Annotated in this window: 15 protein-coding genes; 12 read left to right on the top strand and 3 right to left on the bottom strand. The window is 62.5% G+C overall.

Going from position 1 to position 14,520, the window contains the following annotated elements; all coding sequences use genetic code 11:
• Window positions 1–52: 52 nt before the first annotated feature.
• Window positions 53–691: a Pr6Pr family membrane protein gene (locus ACUIAI_RS00850; RefSeq protein ID WP_198191619.1), complete on the bottom strand. Its 639-nt coding sequence runs from the start codon at window positions 689–691 to the stop codon at window positions 53–55.
• A 103-nt stretch (window positions 692–794) separates the two neighbouring features.
• On the opposite strand from ACUIAI_RS00850, the gene ACUIAI_RS00845 reads away from it, so the two are divergent.
• Entirely contained in the window at window positions 795–2,141 is a 1,347-nt protein-coding gene (locus ACUIAI_RS00845) for a nicotinate phosphoribosyltransferase (protein WP_445342308.1), read from the top strand.
• A complete protein-coding gene (locus ACUIAI_RS00840) occupies window positions 2,141–3,160 on the top strand; it encodes an aldo/keto reductase (RefSeq protein ID WP_445342307.1) in 1,020 nt (339 codons plus the stop codon). Before ACUIAI_RS00845 ends, ACUIAI_RS00840 begins: the two co-directional genes overlap by 1 nt.
• A gap of 25 nt (window positions 3,161–3,185) precedes the next feature.
• Here the strand turns inward: ACUIAI_RS00840 and ACUIAI_RS00835 are convergent, their stop codons facing one another.
• Window positions 3,186–3,497: a DUF3039 domain-containing protein gene (locus ACUIAI_RS00835; RefSeq protein WP_024627652.1), complete on the bottom strand. Its 312-nt coding sequence runs from the start codon at window positions 3,495–3,497 to the stop codon at window positions 3,186–3,188.
• Between the two features lie 62 nt (window positions 3,498–3,559).
• On the opposite strand from ACUIAI_RS00835, the gene coaD reads away from it, so the two are divergent.
• The 9 genes from coaD to ACUIAI_RS00790 all read left to right on the top strand — a co-directional run bounded on the left by coaD (window position 3,560) and on the right by ACUIAI_RS00790 (window position 11,927).
• A complete protein-coding gene (coaD, locus tag ACUIAI_RS00830) occupies window positions 3,560–4,069 on the top strand; it encodes a pantetheine-phosphate adenylyltransferase (protein WP_445342306.1) in 510 nt (169 codons plus the stop codon).
• Window positions 4,066–4,758 (top strand): cell division protein, encoded by a 693-nt coding sequence (locus tag ACUIAI_RS00825; protein ID WP_144178060.1) that lies wholly within the window; start codon window positions 4,066–4,068, stop codon window positions 4,756–4,758. Before coaD ends, ACUIAI_RS00825 begins: the two co-directional genes overlap by 4 nt.
• Window positions 4,755–5,375 carry a YceD family protein gene (locus ACUIAI_RS00820; RefSeq protein ID WP_445342305.1) on the top strand — a complete coding sequence of 207 codons (621 nt, stop codon included), beginning with the start codon at window positions 4,755–4,757 and terminating at the stop codon, window positions 5,373–5,375. Before ACUIAI_RS00825 ends, ACUIAI_RS00820 begins: the two co-directional genes overlap by 4 nt.
• A gap of 64 nt (window positions 5,376–5,439) precedes the next feature.
• Window positions 5,440–5,634, top strand: coding sequence for a 50S ribosomal protein L32 (rpmF, locus tag ACUIAI_RS00815; protein ID WP_015021378.1), 195 nt, complete (start codon window positions 5,440–5,442; stop codon window positions 5,632–5,634).
• A gap of 105 nt (window positions 5,635–5,739) precedes the next feature.
• Window positions 5,740–6,501: a ribonuclease III gene (rnc, locus tag ACUIAI_RS00810; RefSeq protein ID WP_144178063.1), complete on the top strand. Its 762-nt coding sequence runs from the start codon at window positions 5,740–5,742 to the stop codon at window positions 6,499–6,501.
• 217 nt (window positions 6,502–6,718) lie between these two features.
• On the top strand, window positions 6,719–8,659 hold the full coding sequence (locus ACUIAI_RS00805) for an acetolactate synthase large subunit (protein WP_445342304.1): 1,941 nt from the start codon (window positions 6,719–6,721) through the stop codon (window positions 8,657–8,659).
• A 14-nt stretch (window positions 8,660–8,673) separates the two neighbouring features.
• Complete coding sequence (gene ilvN, locus ACUIAI_RS00800; protein ID WP_015021375.1) at window positions 8,674–9,228, top strand: acetolactate synthase small subunit; 555 nt, start codon at window positions 8,674–8,676, stop codon at window positions 9,226–9,228.
• Window positions 9,229–9,258: 30 nt separating this feature from the next.
• A complete protein-coding gene (locus tag ACUIAI_RS00795; RefSeq protein WP_445342303.1) occupies window positions 9,259–9,918 on the top strand; it encodes a sugar O-acetyltransferase in 660 nt (219 codons plus the stop codon).
• A 62-nt stretch (window positions 9,919–9,980) separates the two neighbouring features.
• On the top strand, window positions 9,981–11,927 hold the full coding sequence (locus tag ACUIAI_RS00790) for an ABC-F family ATP-binding cassette domain-containing protein (RefSeq protein WP_445342302.1): 1,947 nt from the start codon (window positions 9,981–9,983) through the stop codon (window positions 11,925–11,927).
• A gap of 2 nt (window positions 11,928–11,929) precedes the next feature.
• Here the strand turns inward: ACUIAI_RS00790 and ACUIAI_RS00785 are convergent, their stop codons facing one another.
• Window positions 11,930–12,655: a type 1 glutamine amidotransferase gene (locus tag ACUIAI_RS00785; protein ID WP_445342301.1), complete on the bottom strand. Its 726-nt coding sequence runs from the start codon at window positions 12,653–12,655 to the stop codon at window positions 11,930–11,932.
• Between the two features lie 91 nt (window positions 12,656–12,746).
• Between ACUIAI_RS00785 and cysS the strand changes: the two genes are divergently transcribed.
• The gene (gene cysS / locus ACUIAI_RS00780) at window positions 12,747–14,324 is read left to right on the top strand and encodes a cysteine--tRNA ligase (protein ID WP_445342300.1); all 1,578 of its coding nucleotides are present in this window, start codon (window positions 12,747–12,749) and stop codon (window positions 14,322–14,324) included.
• Window positions 14,325–14,520 lie beyond the last annotated feature (196 nt).

The raw sequence follows: 14,520 nt of genomic DNA, 5'->3' as shown, positions 1-14,520 counted from the left end.
TTCCGTTCCGCCCAGGCTCCCCTGGTCTGGTCCCCATTATTCCGTCAGCCGTCTACCGATCAATGGTCAGCGGTGTCTTGGCCGGCAGGATGCGATCGATCAGGAAGATGACCAGCGATAGGGCGAAGAAGACGACCAGGTACTCAGCCAGGTTGACCATCAATTGGGCCCAGCCCAGATGTCCGAGGTCCAAGAAGGCATAGGGATAGGGGTTGCCGCCTGGCTCCGGTCCTGAATGAGGCCAAATGGCGGCCCTGATCAGCACAAAAGCTACGTAGAAGGGGAAATAGATCAGCCAGGTAAGTACGTTGTGCCAGTGGAAACGACGATGAGGGTCGAACAAGAGGAAATCCAACGATGCCAGGATGGGGCTGATGACGTGAATCATCCATGTGGTCCGGATGCCCAGGACCAGCTTGTAATCCGTGCTGTTCAGCCCCAGAACCAGAATGGCCACCAACCCGGTGATGACGATGTAGAGTGTCAGGCAGCCTTTGAGCCAAGCTGGCGGCTGGATGCCCTTGAGCAGGGTGGCCGCTCCGGCCCAGAGCATGACCAGGCCTAAGGCGATATTGGTCTGGAAGGTAAAGTAGACCCACTTATTGCCGATCCCCAGCAGCCAGGCCTCGTAGGTGCCGCCCAGGCAGAAAAAGGCGATCAGCAATCGGTAGATGCCCACAACGAATCTCATGCGGACCAGCTTATCCCGACCTTGGGAGGGCAGGGCGAGCCAGGTGGTCAGAGGATTAGACTGGGTGCCAACCAAGGGCTTTTCCACCCACAAAGGGGAAGATATGAACGCCGAAAACAACAGTAGGGACACCGGAACCTCCACGGCTCTGATGACCGATATGTACGAATACACCATGCTGGACGCCGCCTTGCAGGACGGCACGGCCGGACGCCAATCCGTCTTCGAGGTCTACACCCGGCACCTGCCGGCAGGACGCCGCTACGGGGTGGTAGCAGGCACTGGGCGGATTCTGGATGCGCTGGCGGATTTCCAGCCCAGCGAGGATGAGCTTCGCTTTTTGTCCGACCGTCACATTGTCAGCCAGTCCACCATCGACTGGCTGGAGCACTTCCGCTTCACCGGTACCATACGCGGCTATCGGGAGGGCGAGATATTCTTCCCCGACTCCCCCATTCTGCAGGTCGAAGGAGGTTTCGGCGAGTGCACCCTGCTGGAGACCCTGATTCTGTCCATACTCAACTACGACTCGGCCGTGGCCTCGGCTGCCTCCCGCATGGTCACCGCAGCCAAGGGCCGGCCCTGCATGGACATGGGCGCGCGCCGGGCCAACGAGTATGCGGCCGTGGCGGCGGCCAGAGCGGCCATAGTCGGCGGATTCCAAGGAACCTCAAACCTGCTGGCAGCCAAAGAATACGGCTTCAAGGCCATCGGAACCGCAGCCCATTCATTCACCCTCCTGCATGACAGCGAGCGCGAGGCCTTCCAAGGGCAGATTCAGGCCCTAGGCAAGGGAACAACCCTGCTGACCGACACCTACTCCATCGAGGAGGCCGTAAGGACGGCCGTCGAGGTGGCCGGACCAGAGCTGGGCGGGGTCCGCATCGACTCCGGAGACCTGGGTTCGCTCGCCCAGCAGGTCCGCGCCCAGCTGGACTCTCTGGGAGCCACCAAGGCCACCATCACCGTCACCAACGATCTGGACGAGTACGCCATTGCCTCCCTGCAGGACGCCCCGGTTGACTCCTACGGGGTGGGCACCATGCTGGTCACCGGTTCGGGAGCCCCCACCTGCGCCATGGTCTACAAGCTGACCGAGCGCGAGAACTCCGACGGGGTCATGCAGGCTGTGGCCAAGAAGTCGGTGGGCAAGGCCTCGGTGCCGGGACGCAAGCTGGCCTACCGCTCCTACCACAACGGGGTGGCCGATGCCGAGCACGTCGTCTCGGGAGCCGAGCAGGATCTGGCAGCCTATACGCCCGAGGAGGGCTGGCGGGATCTGCTGGTCACATACGTGGACCATGGCCAAAGCAGGCCAGAATACCAAGGTGGGCAGGCCGTCCTGGATGCCCGGGAGCATCGGGCCAAGGCCCTTGAGGAAATGCCCATCAACGCCCTGAGCCTGATGAAAGGCGAACCGGTCCTGCCCACCCTAGTGAGGAGCATCTGATGAACACGCAATCCGAAACCTACCAGCCCGACCCGAGCCGATACGATTCCACAACCTACCGGCGCTGCGGCGACAGCGGCCTGAAACTGCCGCCCATCTGCCTGGGCTGCTGGCACAACTTCGGCGACACCACGCCCCTGGACCGTATGCAGGAGCTGTGCACGACGGCCTTCGACCATGGCATCACCCACTTCGACCTGGCCGACAATTACGGGCCCGGACCAGGCGCCGCCGAGCGCAACATGGGAATCATCCTGCGACGGTGCTTCAGCCACCACCGCCAGGAGCTGGTCATCTCCACCAAGGCCGGTTATGAAATGTGGCCCGGCCCTTATGGGGACCTCGGCTCACGCAAGCATCTGCTGTCCGGACTGGACCAGAGCCTGAAACGGCTGGGACTCGACTATGTGGATATCTTCTACCACCACCGCCCCGACCCGGACACGCCTCTGGAAGAGACCATGGGTGCCCTGGCCCAGGCGGTCACCAGCGGCAAGGCCCTCTACCTGGGACTGTCCAACTACGACGGGCCGACCATGAAACGGGCCTCGGCCATCCTGACCGAGATGCACGTCCCCTTCGTCATCAACCAGAACCGCTATTCCATCTTCCACAGAACCATCGAGGACAACGGTCTCAAACAGGCAGTGTTAAAAGAAAGAAAGGGACTGATCACCTTCAGCCCGCTGGCTCAGGGGCTGCTGACCGACCGCTATCTGCAAGGGATTCCCGCGGACAGCCGTATTCGGGCTGACGGACGCTTCCTCAAGGAATCCGCCCTGACCCCACAGCGGCTGAAGCAGATCCAGGCGTTGAACGCCCTGGCCCGTCAACGCGGCCAGAGTCTGGCAGAGATGGCCCTGGCCTGGCTGCTCAGGGACCCCGCTGTCACCTCGGTGCTCATCGGCGCCTCCAAGCCCGAGCAGATTCTGGACAATCTCAAGGCTGTACAGTCGGCCGATTTCAGCCAGGAAGAGCTGGCAACAATCGACCGAATCGCCTTGGGCAAGCAGTCCTGAAGCAGCCTGGACCGCTCAGTGGCGCTCAGTGACTGCCGCCGGTCATCTGTTCGTAGATGCGCTTGCAATCCGGGCAGACCGGATACTGGGAGGGGTCATGCTTGGGCACCCAGACCTTGCCGCAGAGGGCCACGACAGGTCGGCCGGTCAGCTTGGACTCGGCGATGCGCTCACGGGAGACGTAATGGGCGAACCGGTCGGCATCACCCTGGTCGTTCAACCGGGTTTTCTCGGCGGTCTCGGTGTCCGGACGGTCCAGAACGGCCGTGCCAGTGCCCTGGTCGGGGTTCTGCTCCCGCTCCGGATCCTCCATGCGAATGCTCTTGCTTGCAGTCATGACACCTATGGTACGGCGGCGAGCTGCACGTCCGCTCCCTATGACGCGCTACGCTGAGAATCATGACTATCGCTGTATGCCCTGGCTCATACGATCCGGTCACCTCCGGCCACATGGATGTGATCGAACGCTGCGCCTGCTTCTTTGAGACGGTCCACGTGGTTGTGGCCGTCAACGCCGCCAAGACCCCCATGTTCAGCGAACAGGAGCGGGTGGCCATGATCCGCCGGGCCCTGGACGAGGACGGGTACCCGAACATCTCCGTAGCCTCTACCGATGGCCTGATCACCGACTACTGCCGTAAGGTGGGTGCCTCGGTCATCGTCAAGGGACTGAGGCAGAACGGGGACTATGAGGCCGAGCTGGGCATGGCCCTGGTCAATCGCAAGCTGTCCGGGGTTGAAACGCTCTTTCTGCCAGCCGACCCGGTGCGGGAGCACATCTCCAGCACCATCGTCAAAGACGTGGCCAGACACGGAGGGGACATCACCGGCATGGTCCCCGACAGCGTCGTGAACGCACTGATAGGCACTTTGCACAGGGACACACCGCACACGGAAAAGAGCCAATGATGAACGAGCAGACCCAGGAAAGGGACGATGACGAGCCTATCGATGACTCGACCAGAGCAAGCGCTCCCAGGCACGCAGTCGACATGAAGGACCTGCCCGACCTGCAGGAGGACAGAAGCGAGAGCGGGAATCCTCGATCGGAATTCACCACCGTTTATGACATCATCGACCGGATTCAGGCCATGCTGGATGAGGCCAAGGCCCCCATTTTCAGCCCGGGACTGGTCAAGGTGGACCGGGACGAGCTGTCCGACGACCTCAACGAGCTCAAGAAAATGCTGCCGGTGCAACTGGAGCGGGCCTCGGCGCTCATGAGGGAGGCGGAGCGTCGGCTGAACACGGCACAGACCCAGGCCAACGCCACCATATCCGATGCCCAGAGTCGTGCTGCGGACATCGTCAAGGAGGCCGGCGAGCAGGCACGCTTCCTGGCCGGCCAGGAGAATGTGGTGGCCATAGCCCGGCAGAATGCCCAGACCATCATTGACACGGCCCAGGCCCAGGCAGACCGTCTGGTCCAGGGAGCCAATGGCTACGCCGCCCAGGTCATGGGCGAGCTTGACACCCAGCTGGACAAGATGGGTCAGGATGTGCGTGCCGGCCTGGAGGTTCTCCACCAGCGTGAGCAAGAGGCGGCGCGTAGCATGAACGCGTCAGCTCCGGACCAAGGAGAGGAGACGCAGGGATGAGCAGACCGGAGGATTCCCCCTGGGCGGTTTCAGTGGCTCAGGTGTCGACGCGAGCAGGGCAGAGCACCCGGGTGGACCGTGATTTTCCAGCCCCGGAGGGCATCGGCGACCAGGTGGTGGGCATTCCAGCGGGGACACCTGTACATGTAGAGGGCGATATCGACTCCCTGGTGGACGGTCTTTTGTTGCAGGCCCACATCAGCGTGCCTTTGAACACCGAATGCACCCGCTGCCTGAGGCCCGTCAATACCAGCATCCAGGACGATCCGGTGGTCTTCTTCCCCTACAAGGAGCCCGAACCTGAGCCGACCCATGGCAAGGAGGAGATTCTGGCCGAACAGGAGGAGGCCAGCGGCCAGACCTACCCTCTGGTCAGCGGAGGCGCCTTCATGGATTTGGAGGCCCTCCTGCGTGACACCCTGGTGGAGGCCCTACCCCTGCAGCCCTTGTGCAGACCCGACTGCCGGGGCCTGTGCCCCCAGTGCGGCATGGATCTGAATGACCATCCCGATCACCACCACGAGATGGTGGACGATCGCTGGGCTGCCCTGGAGGGACTGAAGCAGCGTCTGGAGCAGGAGGAGAACCCCGGCAGCGCCGGCCAGGCTGGCGAATGACCGGAGGTTGCGGTAGACTGCTCTACGCTTAAGCTCGAAGTATTCGATCGAAACAGAGGACAATATGGCACTGCCAAAGTACAAGACCTCGCGCGCCAACACCCATTCCCGGCGCGCCAACTGGAAGACCCAGGCCGCCGCTACGGTGACCTGCCCCAACTGCGGAGCTCCTGCGCTGCCGCACATGGCATGCCCCAGCTGCGGCATGTACCGCGGGCGCGTCTACCGCGACGCCATTCGCTCGCAGTTCAGCAAGTGAGCCGATCGGCGATCGACACGCAATGAGAGAACCCCGGCCATCGACGGGTGGCAGGGGTTTTTCCATATCATCAGACGGCAAGGCCGGGAAAGCGAGAAAGACCATATGCAGCAGGAGGAACAGGAGCAAGTGGATTCCGGCAACCAGGCGGCTGAGGATCTCTTCCAGGCCCTGGGCGGCAGGATCAGCCCGGAGCTGCTGGTGCACGCCCTGACCCATCGCTCCTTCGCCCATGAGCACCCAGGCATGCCCAACAACGAACGGCTGGAGTTCCTGGGCGACGCGGTTCTGGAACTGGTGGCCACCGAGACCCTATACAAGGTTCATCCGGACATGACCGAGGGCCAGCTGGCCAAGATGCGGGCCAAGGCAGTCTCCGAGGAGGCCCTGTCGGCCATCGCCCGGCAGAAGCTGCATCTGGGGCAGTATATTCTTCTGGGCCGGGGAGAGAGCGAAAACGGTGGGGCCGACAAGGACTCCATACTCTGCGACACCGTCGAGTCACTGATCGGGTCGGTATTTGTGGAGCACGGCATCGAGGGGGCCAGGACCACCGTCCATACCCTTCTTGACGACACCCTGGCCGAGGTGGCCACCGAGGGGCCAGCACTGGATTGGAAGACCTCGATCACCGTCAAGGCCCACAAGCTGGGCTTGGGCGAGCCCCGGTACGCCATGGCGGTCTCCGGGCCGGAATACGCCCAGGTCTTCACCGCCGAACTGCGACTGGAGGACGGCGGGACCGTGATCGGCAAAGGCCGGGCCAGCAGCAAGCGGAAGGCCCAGCTGGCTGCTGCCGCCCAGGGGTGGAAGCGGCTGGACGATCAGGATCTGCTTGCGGCCCTGCGCGCCGAGCAATCAGCCTGAAGTTCGAGCCGGAATTCCGGCATGCGGTACTGCCGCCACGCCCCGACCAGACCCCTGTTTAGACTATGGGCATAACCCGGAGGTACGCCGTCACGAACGGCATAGGTGCCTCCTCCTGATCGGGAATCGTCCGCCCACCCCGCCGACGCACCGACAGGTTCGTATTTCGACATGCACGGCCGCAGGTCGGCGCGCAGTCTGGAGGTCGAGAGGAAACATGAGTCTGCCGACACCTCTGCAAGCGTTCAGCTCAGTACCCAAGAACTGGGACCATGACGACAAGGATGTCCCCGCCCAGGGCGAGCCCATGACGGGAGCCCAGGCGCTTATTCGGTCCCTGGAGGATTTGGGGGTCACCCAGGTCTTCGGCGTTCCGGGAGGGGCCATTCTGCCCGCCTACGACGCCATTGACGAGCAGGTGCGCTTCAACTTCACACTGACCCGCCACGAACAGGCCGCCGGTCACGCAGCCGAGGGCTATGCCGTCTCCACGGGCAAGGTGGGGGTCTGTCTGGTGACCTCCGGCCCCGGGGCCACCAACATGGTCACCCCCATAGCCGATGCCATGATGGACTCGGTTCCCCTGGTGGTGGTGACCGGCCAGGTGGGCGTGGACTCCATCGGCACCGATGCCTTCCAGGAGGCCGACATCGTGGGCATCACCTACCCGGTGGCCAAGCACTCCTATCTGGTGACCAAGGCCCAGGACATCCCTCGGGTCATGACCGAGGCCTACCACATCGCCCGCTCGGGAAGGCCGGGCCCGGTAGTGGTGGACCTGAGCAAGACGGCTCAGAACGGCAAAATGCTCTACTCCTGGCCCCAGGAGATGATCCTGCCCGGCTACAACCCGGTGACGCGGGCCCATGGACACGTCCTGGATGATGCCGCCCGGCTCCTGGTCCAGTCACACAGACCAGTCCTGTATGTGGGCGGCGGCGCAGTCCGGTCAGACGCCCGTCGGCAGGTCCAGGAACTCGTTCGGGCTACCGGTGCCCCCATGGTCACCACCCTGCCTGCGCGAGGCATCGTGCCCGACTCCGATCCAGCAGTTCTGGGAATGCCCGGCATGCACGGCACGGTGGCCGCCAACGGGGCCATCCAGCATTCCGACCTGCTGGTGGCCGTGGGCACACGCTTCGACGACCGGGTGACAGGCAGTCTGGAGGACTTCGCACCGGTGGCCCGGGTCATCCACATCGACATCGACCCGGCTGAGATCGGCAAGAACCGGCAGGCGGACGTACCCATCGTCGGGGACGTGAGCCAGGTGCTGGACGACCTGATTCCGGCGCTCAAGGCCGCTCAGCGAACCTGGGGCAAACCCGACCTCAAGCCCTGGTGGCGGCTGATCGACGGATGGCGGCACGACTACCCCACAACTTTTGAGCCCAGCCCGGACGGCACCCTGGCCCCCCAGTGGGTGGTTCAGACCCTGAGCAACAAGGCCGATCCGGATACCATCTGGGTATCTGGCGTGGGCCAGCACCAGATGTGGGCCAGCCAGTTCATCGACTTCGAACGCACCCGCTCCTGGGTCTCCTCCTGCGGACTGGGGACCATGGGCTACGGCCTGCCCGCTGCAATAGGAACAGCAATCGGCACCAGGGAAGAGGAAGATCCGCGGCCCGTCTGGCTGATCGACGGGGACGGTTCCTTCCAGATGACCTCCGAGGAGCTGGCCACGGCCGGGCAGGCGGGACTGCCCATCCGCATCGCCATACTCAACAACTCGGTCTACGGCATGGTCCGTCAGTGGCAGACCCTCTTCTACGGCAGCCACTACTCCCAGACCAACCTGGAGGACGGCGGCGCAAAGCCCACGGACGGCAGCGGCATCCCCGACTTCGTCAAACTGGCCGAGGCCTATGGCTGCCTGGGACTGCGGGCCTTTACCCAGGAGCAGGCCCTGGAGGCCATCGATAAGGCCAACGCGGTGACCGACCGGCCGGTTCTGATTGACTTCCACGTCTGGAAGGATGCCATGGTATGGCCCATGGTCCCTGCAGGCGCCTCCAACGACACCATCATCTACAAGCCTGGCGTGCAGCCCCTGGCCGGCATCCGTCCGGAGCAGGAGCAGACCGAGCCGCATGAGCAGACCGGAGCCGACCGGGCAGCCATGGCCAGCGACGCCGCCGGTCGTATGAACAAGTAGGAAAGGGTCACCACATGGCCAATTATCCAGCATCCAAGCCCGGTTCCGAACGGCACACCCTTTCCGTCCTGGTCGAGAACCGTCCCGGCGTCCTGGCCAGGGTGGCCGGCCTGTTCGCCCGGCGCGCCTTCAATATCAACTCCCTGTCTGTATCGTCCACTGAGCGGGACGATATCTCCCGGATTACGGTCACGGCTGACGTGGAGGCCGTCCCCTTGGAGCAGATCATCAAGCAGCTCAACAAGCTCCTGCATGTGCTCAAGATCGTCGAGCTCAAGGGCGACGAGGCCGTGGAGCGCGAGCTGGTCATGATCAAGGTCAAGGCCAATGAACGCAACCGCTCCGACGTGCTGGAGATTGTCAAACTCTTCCGCGTGCGCGTGGTCGACGTCCACCCCGAGTCCCTGACCATTGAGGCCACCGGGGCCGAGGGCAAGTTGGAAGCCCTGCTGCGTCTGCTTCGTCCCTTCGGCATCATCGAACTGGTCCGTTCGGGCGCCGTGGCCGTCACTCGGGGACCCCGGGCCCTGAGCGAGAAGGTACTGGGCTCGCAGATCACCGGCCGCTGACTCATCCTCAAATCCTAGAAAGTGGTGCCCATGACTGACGATGTAATGGCAGAAATGAGCCGGACGGGCCGAATCGAATGGGAGCGGATGGTATCCGGCCAAGTCTATCAGGACACCCACCCCGACATCGATCGCCAAAGGGAACGGGCCGAAAGTCTCTTCATGGAATACAACAGGACCGCCCCCGGGCAGAAGCAGGAACGCCGAAGGATTCTGGAAGACCTGCTCGGCCAGGTGGGGCAGGATGTCGTCATCAACCCGGACTTCAGATGCGAGGTCGGCTGCAACATACGGATCGGCAGCCAGACTCTGATCAATTACGGAGCCGTCATGCTGGACAACGCTCCGATCACCATAGGCAGGAACGTGTGGATAGGCCCCGGCGCGGGGCTCTTTTGCACCAACCATGCCTTGGACTATGAGGAACGGAAGGCTGGCGCCTGCCAGGCCCGACCCATCGAAATCTGCCAGAGTGCCTGGCTGGGAGGTCACGTGGTCGTCCTAGGCGGCGTGCGGATTGGCCGTGGAGCCGTCATCGGGGCTGGGTCTGTCGTCACCCATGACATACCGGATCAGGTAGTTGCAGTCGGCAACCCATGCACCGTCCTGCGGCCTATCACCGATTCGGACAAAACCGGTTACCTGGACAGAATTCATCAGCGTGACCGGGAGAACGCCCAGGACCAATAACTCCCCCACTCTGAAAAGCCCACAGCTCATTCCATCCAAGGCTGGCAGTAGATTGGGAAATCATGCCCATCTATGATCTCGGTCTGGAACACGTCGCTCTATCCTTCGCCACCAAAACCATCTTTACGGATGTGACGCAGGGCATCTTCGAGGGTGATCGAATCGGCATCGTGGGCCGAAACGGCGACGGCAAGTCCACCCTGCTGCACCTGCTGAAAGGGACCCAGGAACCCGATCAGGGCCGGGTAACCATGCGCAATGGACTCACTTTCGGCATGCTGGACCAGCGTGATCCTCTGAAGGATGAGGACACAGTCCGCAAGGCGGCCTTGGAGAACCGACAAGACTACGAATGGGCTGCCGACCCTAGATCCCGCGAAATCGTCGAGTCCCTTTTGGGCGGCATGGAGCTAGAGGCCAAGGTGGGCACCCTGTCGGGCGGTCAACGCCGCAGGGTGGATCTGGCACGGCTGCTGCTCCGAGATTGGGACATCCTGGCCCTGGACGAGCCGACCAATCATCTGGATCTGCTCACCATCCACTGGCTGGCCGAGCATCTGAAGAACCGCTGGGCCAAGAATTCCGGAGCCCTGCTGCTGGTCACCCACGACCGCTGGTTCCTGGACGAGGTCTGCACCTCCATGTGGGAGGTGCATGACGGAACCATCGACCCCTTCGAGGGCGGCTACAGCGCCTACATGCTCCAGCGGGTGGAGCGCGAGCGCCAGGCTGATCTGGCCGAGACCAAGCGCCGGAACCTGGCCCGCAAGGAACTGGCCTGGCTGACCCGAGGCGCCCGGGCCCGCTCGACCAAGCAGAAGTTCCATGTCAAGGCCGCGCAGGAGCTGATCGCGGACGTGCCACCCATGCGCAACAGCCTGGAGCTCAAACGGATGGCCACCTCCCGCTTGGGCAAGCAGGTGGTGGATCTGGTAGACGTGACCAAGATCTATCCAGGGGCCGACTCCGGTACCGATGAAAACAAGAACGACAGGGTCCCCTCCCCTCATGCGGAGCGCCCTCTGATGGGCTCGGTGACCGTGGCCGCCGATCCCGGCAAGGACCGTCCGGGCACTGCAGCGGCCGGCACCCTTACCGTCAGCGGACACAAGGTCCTGGACGACGTGACTTGGCTAATCGGGCCTGGCGACCGGTTCGGCATCGTAGGAGCCAACGGAGCGGGCAAGTCCACTCTGCTGGGTCTAATTGACGGCAGTGTGTCTCCCACCGCAGGACACGTCAAGGTCGGCAAGACGGTACGCTTTGCGGTGCTGACCCAGCGTCTGGATGAGCTGGAGAAACTGGGCCGCTATCGAATCAAAGAGGTCCTCAGCCGCTACAAGCCCACCTATCTAGTGGAAGGCAAGGAGGTGTCCCCGAGCCAATTGATGGAGCGACTGGGCTTTGAAAGCTCCCAGTTGATGACCAGAATCGGCGACCTGTCTGGCGGGCAGAAGCGCCGCATGCAGCTCCTGCTCATCCTGCTGGACGAGCCCAACGTGCTGATCATGGACGAGCCAGGCAACGACCTGGATACCGACATGCTGGCCGTCATGGAAGACATGCTGGACTCATGGCCAGGCACCCTGATCGTAGTCTCCCACGACCGCTACCTGCTGGAGCGGGTGACCGACCAGCAGTTCGCGCTGATCAACGGCAAGGTGGTTCATCTGCCAGGCGGCGTCCAGAATTACCTGGATATGGTCGAGTCTGCCGACCGGGAGGCTGCGGATGCTCCAAATCAGACATCAGCCGAGGAGGCCAAGAATCCCAATCAGGCCAAGGCCGAACGAGTCGCCAGACGAAATCTGAGCAAACAGGCTTCAGCCATCGAACGCAAGTTGGCCAAGCTGGCCGATCAGCGCAAGGCACTTGAACGGCAGATGGCTGACCACGACCCCGGCGACTATCAGGGCCTCAACGAACTCAACAGCAAGCTCAAGGATCTGACCGAGCAATCGGATCAGCTTGAGGAGGAGTGGCTGACCATCGGGGAAGAGCTGGAGTAATCTCAGGCGGCAGCCAGCTGGGCGGCCTGGGTCGAACACCGGGCTGCGAAGGCGGAGAAGATGGCATCGGCCAACGGCTGCATCTGCGGCATCCCTTTGATAAATTCGTCGCGCATTTTAGTGATCTTGGACTTTTTCATAGAGCCAACCATGCTCGGCACCTGCATCCACTCATCGAAGATGGGCGCCGTTACCTCCAGGTGGAACTGCAAACCCAGGGCCGACCCAAGTCGAAAAGCCTGAACCTTGGTGGCCTGGGAGCGTGCCAGGAGCTTGGCCCCTGGCGGCAGGGTGACTTGGTCCGCATGCCAGTGCAGCACATCCGTGTTCTTGTTCCACATGGCCACGTCGTCGTCCTGCCCCACCCAGCGGATGGGTCCCATGCCGTATTCGGGATCCTGGTCCCGCATCAAGGTGCCTCCCAATGCCCGCGCCACAATCTGATGCCCCAGGCAAATCCCCAAAATGGGCTTGTTGGCAGCCATCGCGGCCTTGGCCAGCTTGGTCTCCGCCTTGAGACCGGGGTGATGCGCGTAATCGTCAGCCGACATGGGCCCGCCCATGATGACCAGTCCTGCCAACTCACGCGAGCGCGGCAACTCAGGCTTCTTCTCGTCCACGATATTGGTGATCTCAGTTTCCAGCCCGCACTCCTGCAGATTGTCGAGAATGCGACCCGGCTTCTCCCAATCAACATGCTGGACTATCAGCACCCTTGGTTTCGCCATGACTCCATTCTTGCACATATGCTGTCGGTCCGCGTCCGCAAGCTCGGCATTTCCTCTTGAACAGTCAGTAATCCTTGATAGGCTCAAGGGTATGGATACGAGTTCGCAACCGCATGATTCCAAGGCTTCAGTCAGTTTGGCTGCAGCTGATCTGCGTCTGTATGACACGGCTGATCACCAGGTGACCTCCTTCCGGCCCATCGAACCGGGCAAGGTCGGCATCTACGTATGCGGTGCTACGGTGCAGAGCTCGCCCCACCTGGGCCATATCAGGACCACGCTGGCTTTCGACGTGATCCGTCGCTGGCTGCTCAGGCTGGGATATCAGGTGACCCTGATCCGGAACGTGACTGACATCGACGACAAGATCCTGACCAAGGCGGAGGCCAACAACCAGCGCTGGTGGGAGCGGGCCTACATCTATGAGCGCGAATTCACCCATGCCTACGACACCATGGGAGTCCTACCACCCACCTATGAACCTCGAGCTACCGGGCACATCCCCGAGATGATCGATCTGATCCAGCGCATCATCGACCGCGGCCACGCCTATGTGGTGCCCGATGAGCAGGGCCGCCCTTCAGGCAACGTCTACTTCGACGTGGCCTCCTGGCCTGAGTATGGTGCTCTAACCCACCAGCAGACCGGTACCCAGCCCACTGACGAGCAGGCCGCCGCCAACGACCGGCTGGGACCCAGTATCGACACCGATGAGCAGAATAACGATGCCGAGGAGGAGCCTGGCAAGCGTGACCCCCGTGACTTCGCACTTTGGAAGGCACCCAAGCCCACCGATCCGCCAACGGCTCGCTGGCAAACCCCCTTCGGCACAGGTCGGCCGGGCTGGCATCTGGAATGCTCGGCCATGAGCCACCGCTATCTGGGTGCGGATTTCGACATCCACGGAGGCGGCCTGGACCTGCGCTTCCCCCATCACGAGAACGAGATGGCCCAATCGCACGCAGCTGGCTGGGGATTCGCCCATCGATGGATGCACACGGCCTGGGTGACCCAGAAGGGCGAGAAGATGAGTAAGTCCCTGGGCAACGGGCTGTCCGTGGACCAGGTGCTGTCGCAGCATCCGGCCTGGGTGGTTCGCTACGCCCTGGTGTCGGTGCAGTACCGGTCCATGCTGGAATGGTCCGATCAGTCCCTGCAGGAGGCCGAGGGCGCCTACGAACGCATCAGCAACTTCGTTGACCGGGCAGGACGGATCTTGGGAGCGCAACCCGAGCGCGACCGCGTGGCGGGACTGAGTGCAGACGATCTGCCAGAGGACTTCGTACAAGCCATGAATGACGACATCAATGTCTCAGGTGGTCTGGCCGCCCTCTATGCACTGATTCGTCAAGCCAACGCGGCCATGGATGCGGACCCGTGTGTTCTGGACCGGAAGTGGCTGGCTAATGCCCTGCTCCAGGTCAGAGCCATGCTGGATGTGTTCGGACTTGACCCTCTCGATCCCCACTGGGCAAGAGCCACAGCCAACCGTGACAACCAGGCCATGAACACTCTGGATACCTTGGTACGCCAACAGTTGGAGGAACGGGATCAAGCGCGAAAGGATCATGACTTCGCCCGGGCAGATGTCATTAGGGATCAGCTGGCGGCGGCCGGCGTGACCGTGGCGGACACACCCGCTGGGAGCACCTGGGATCTGAGCCGCTGATCCCACGTCCGTCATATACGATGTCGCCAGAAAGGTCGATGTCTCGGTCAGCACAGTCTTCATGCTCCCATTCCTTCTCTGACAAGTGTCCCGTCTTTCCAAGAACCTATCAAGGGAGGGGCTTGCCCGACAAGTCCGGAACTGGTTGGAACAATCCACGGTGATCTACCTCGTTTTCATCGGCTGACAGAATCGG

The organism is Bifidobacterium sp. ESL0827 (genome assembly GCF_052606685.1).
Note: the sequence above shows the minus strand (reverse complement) of the source record. Positions and strands in the feature narration are given on the sequence as shown.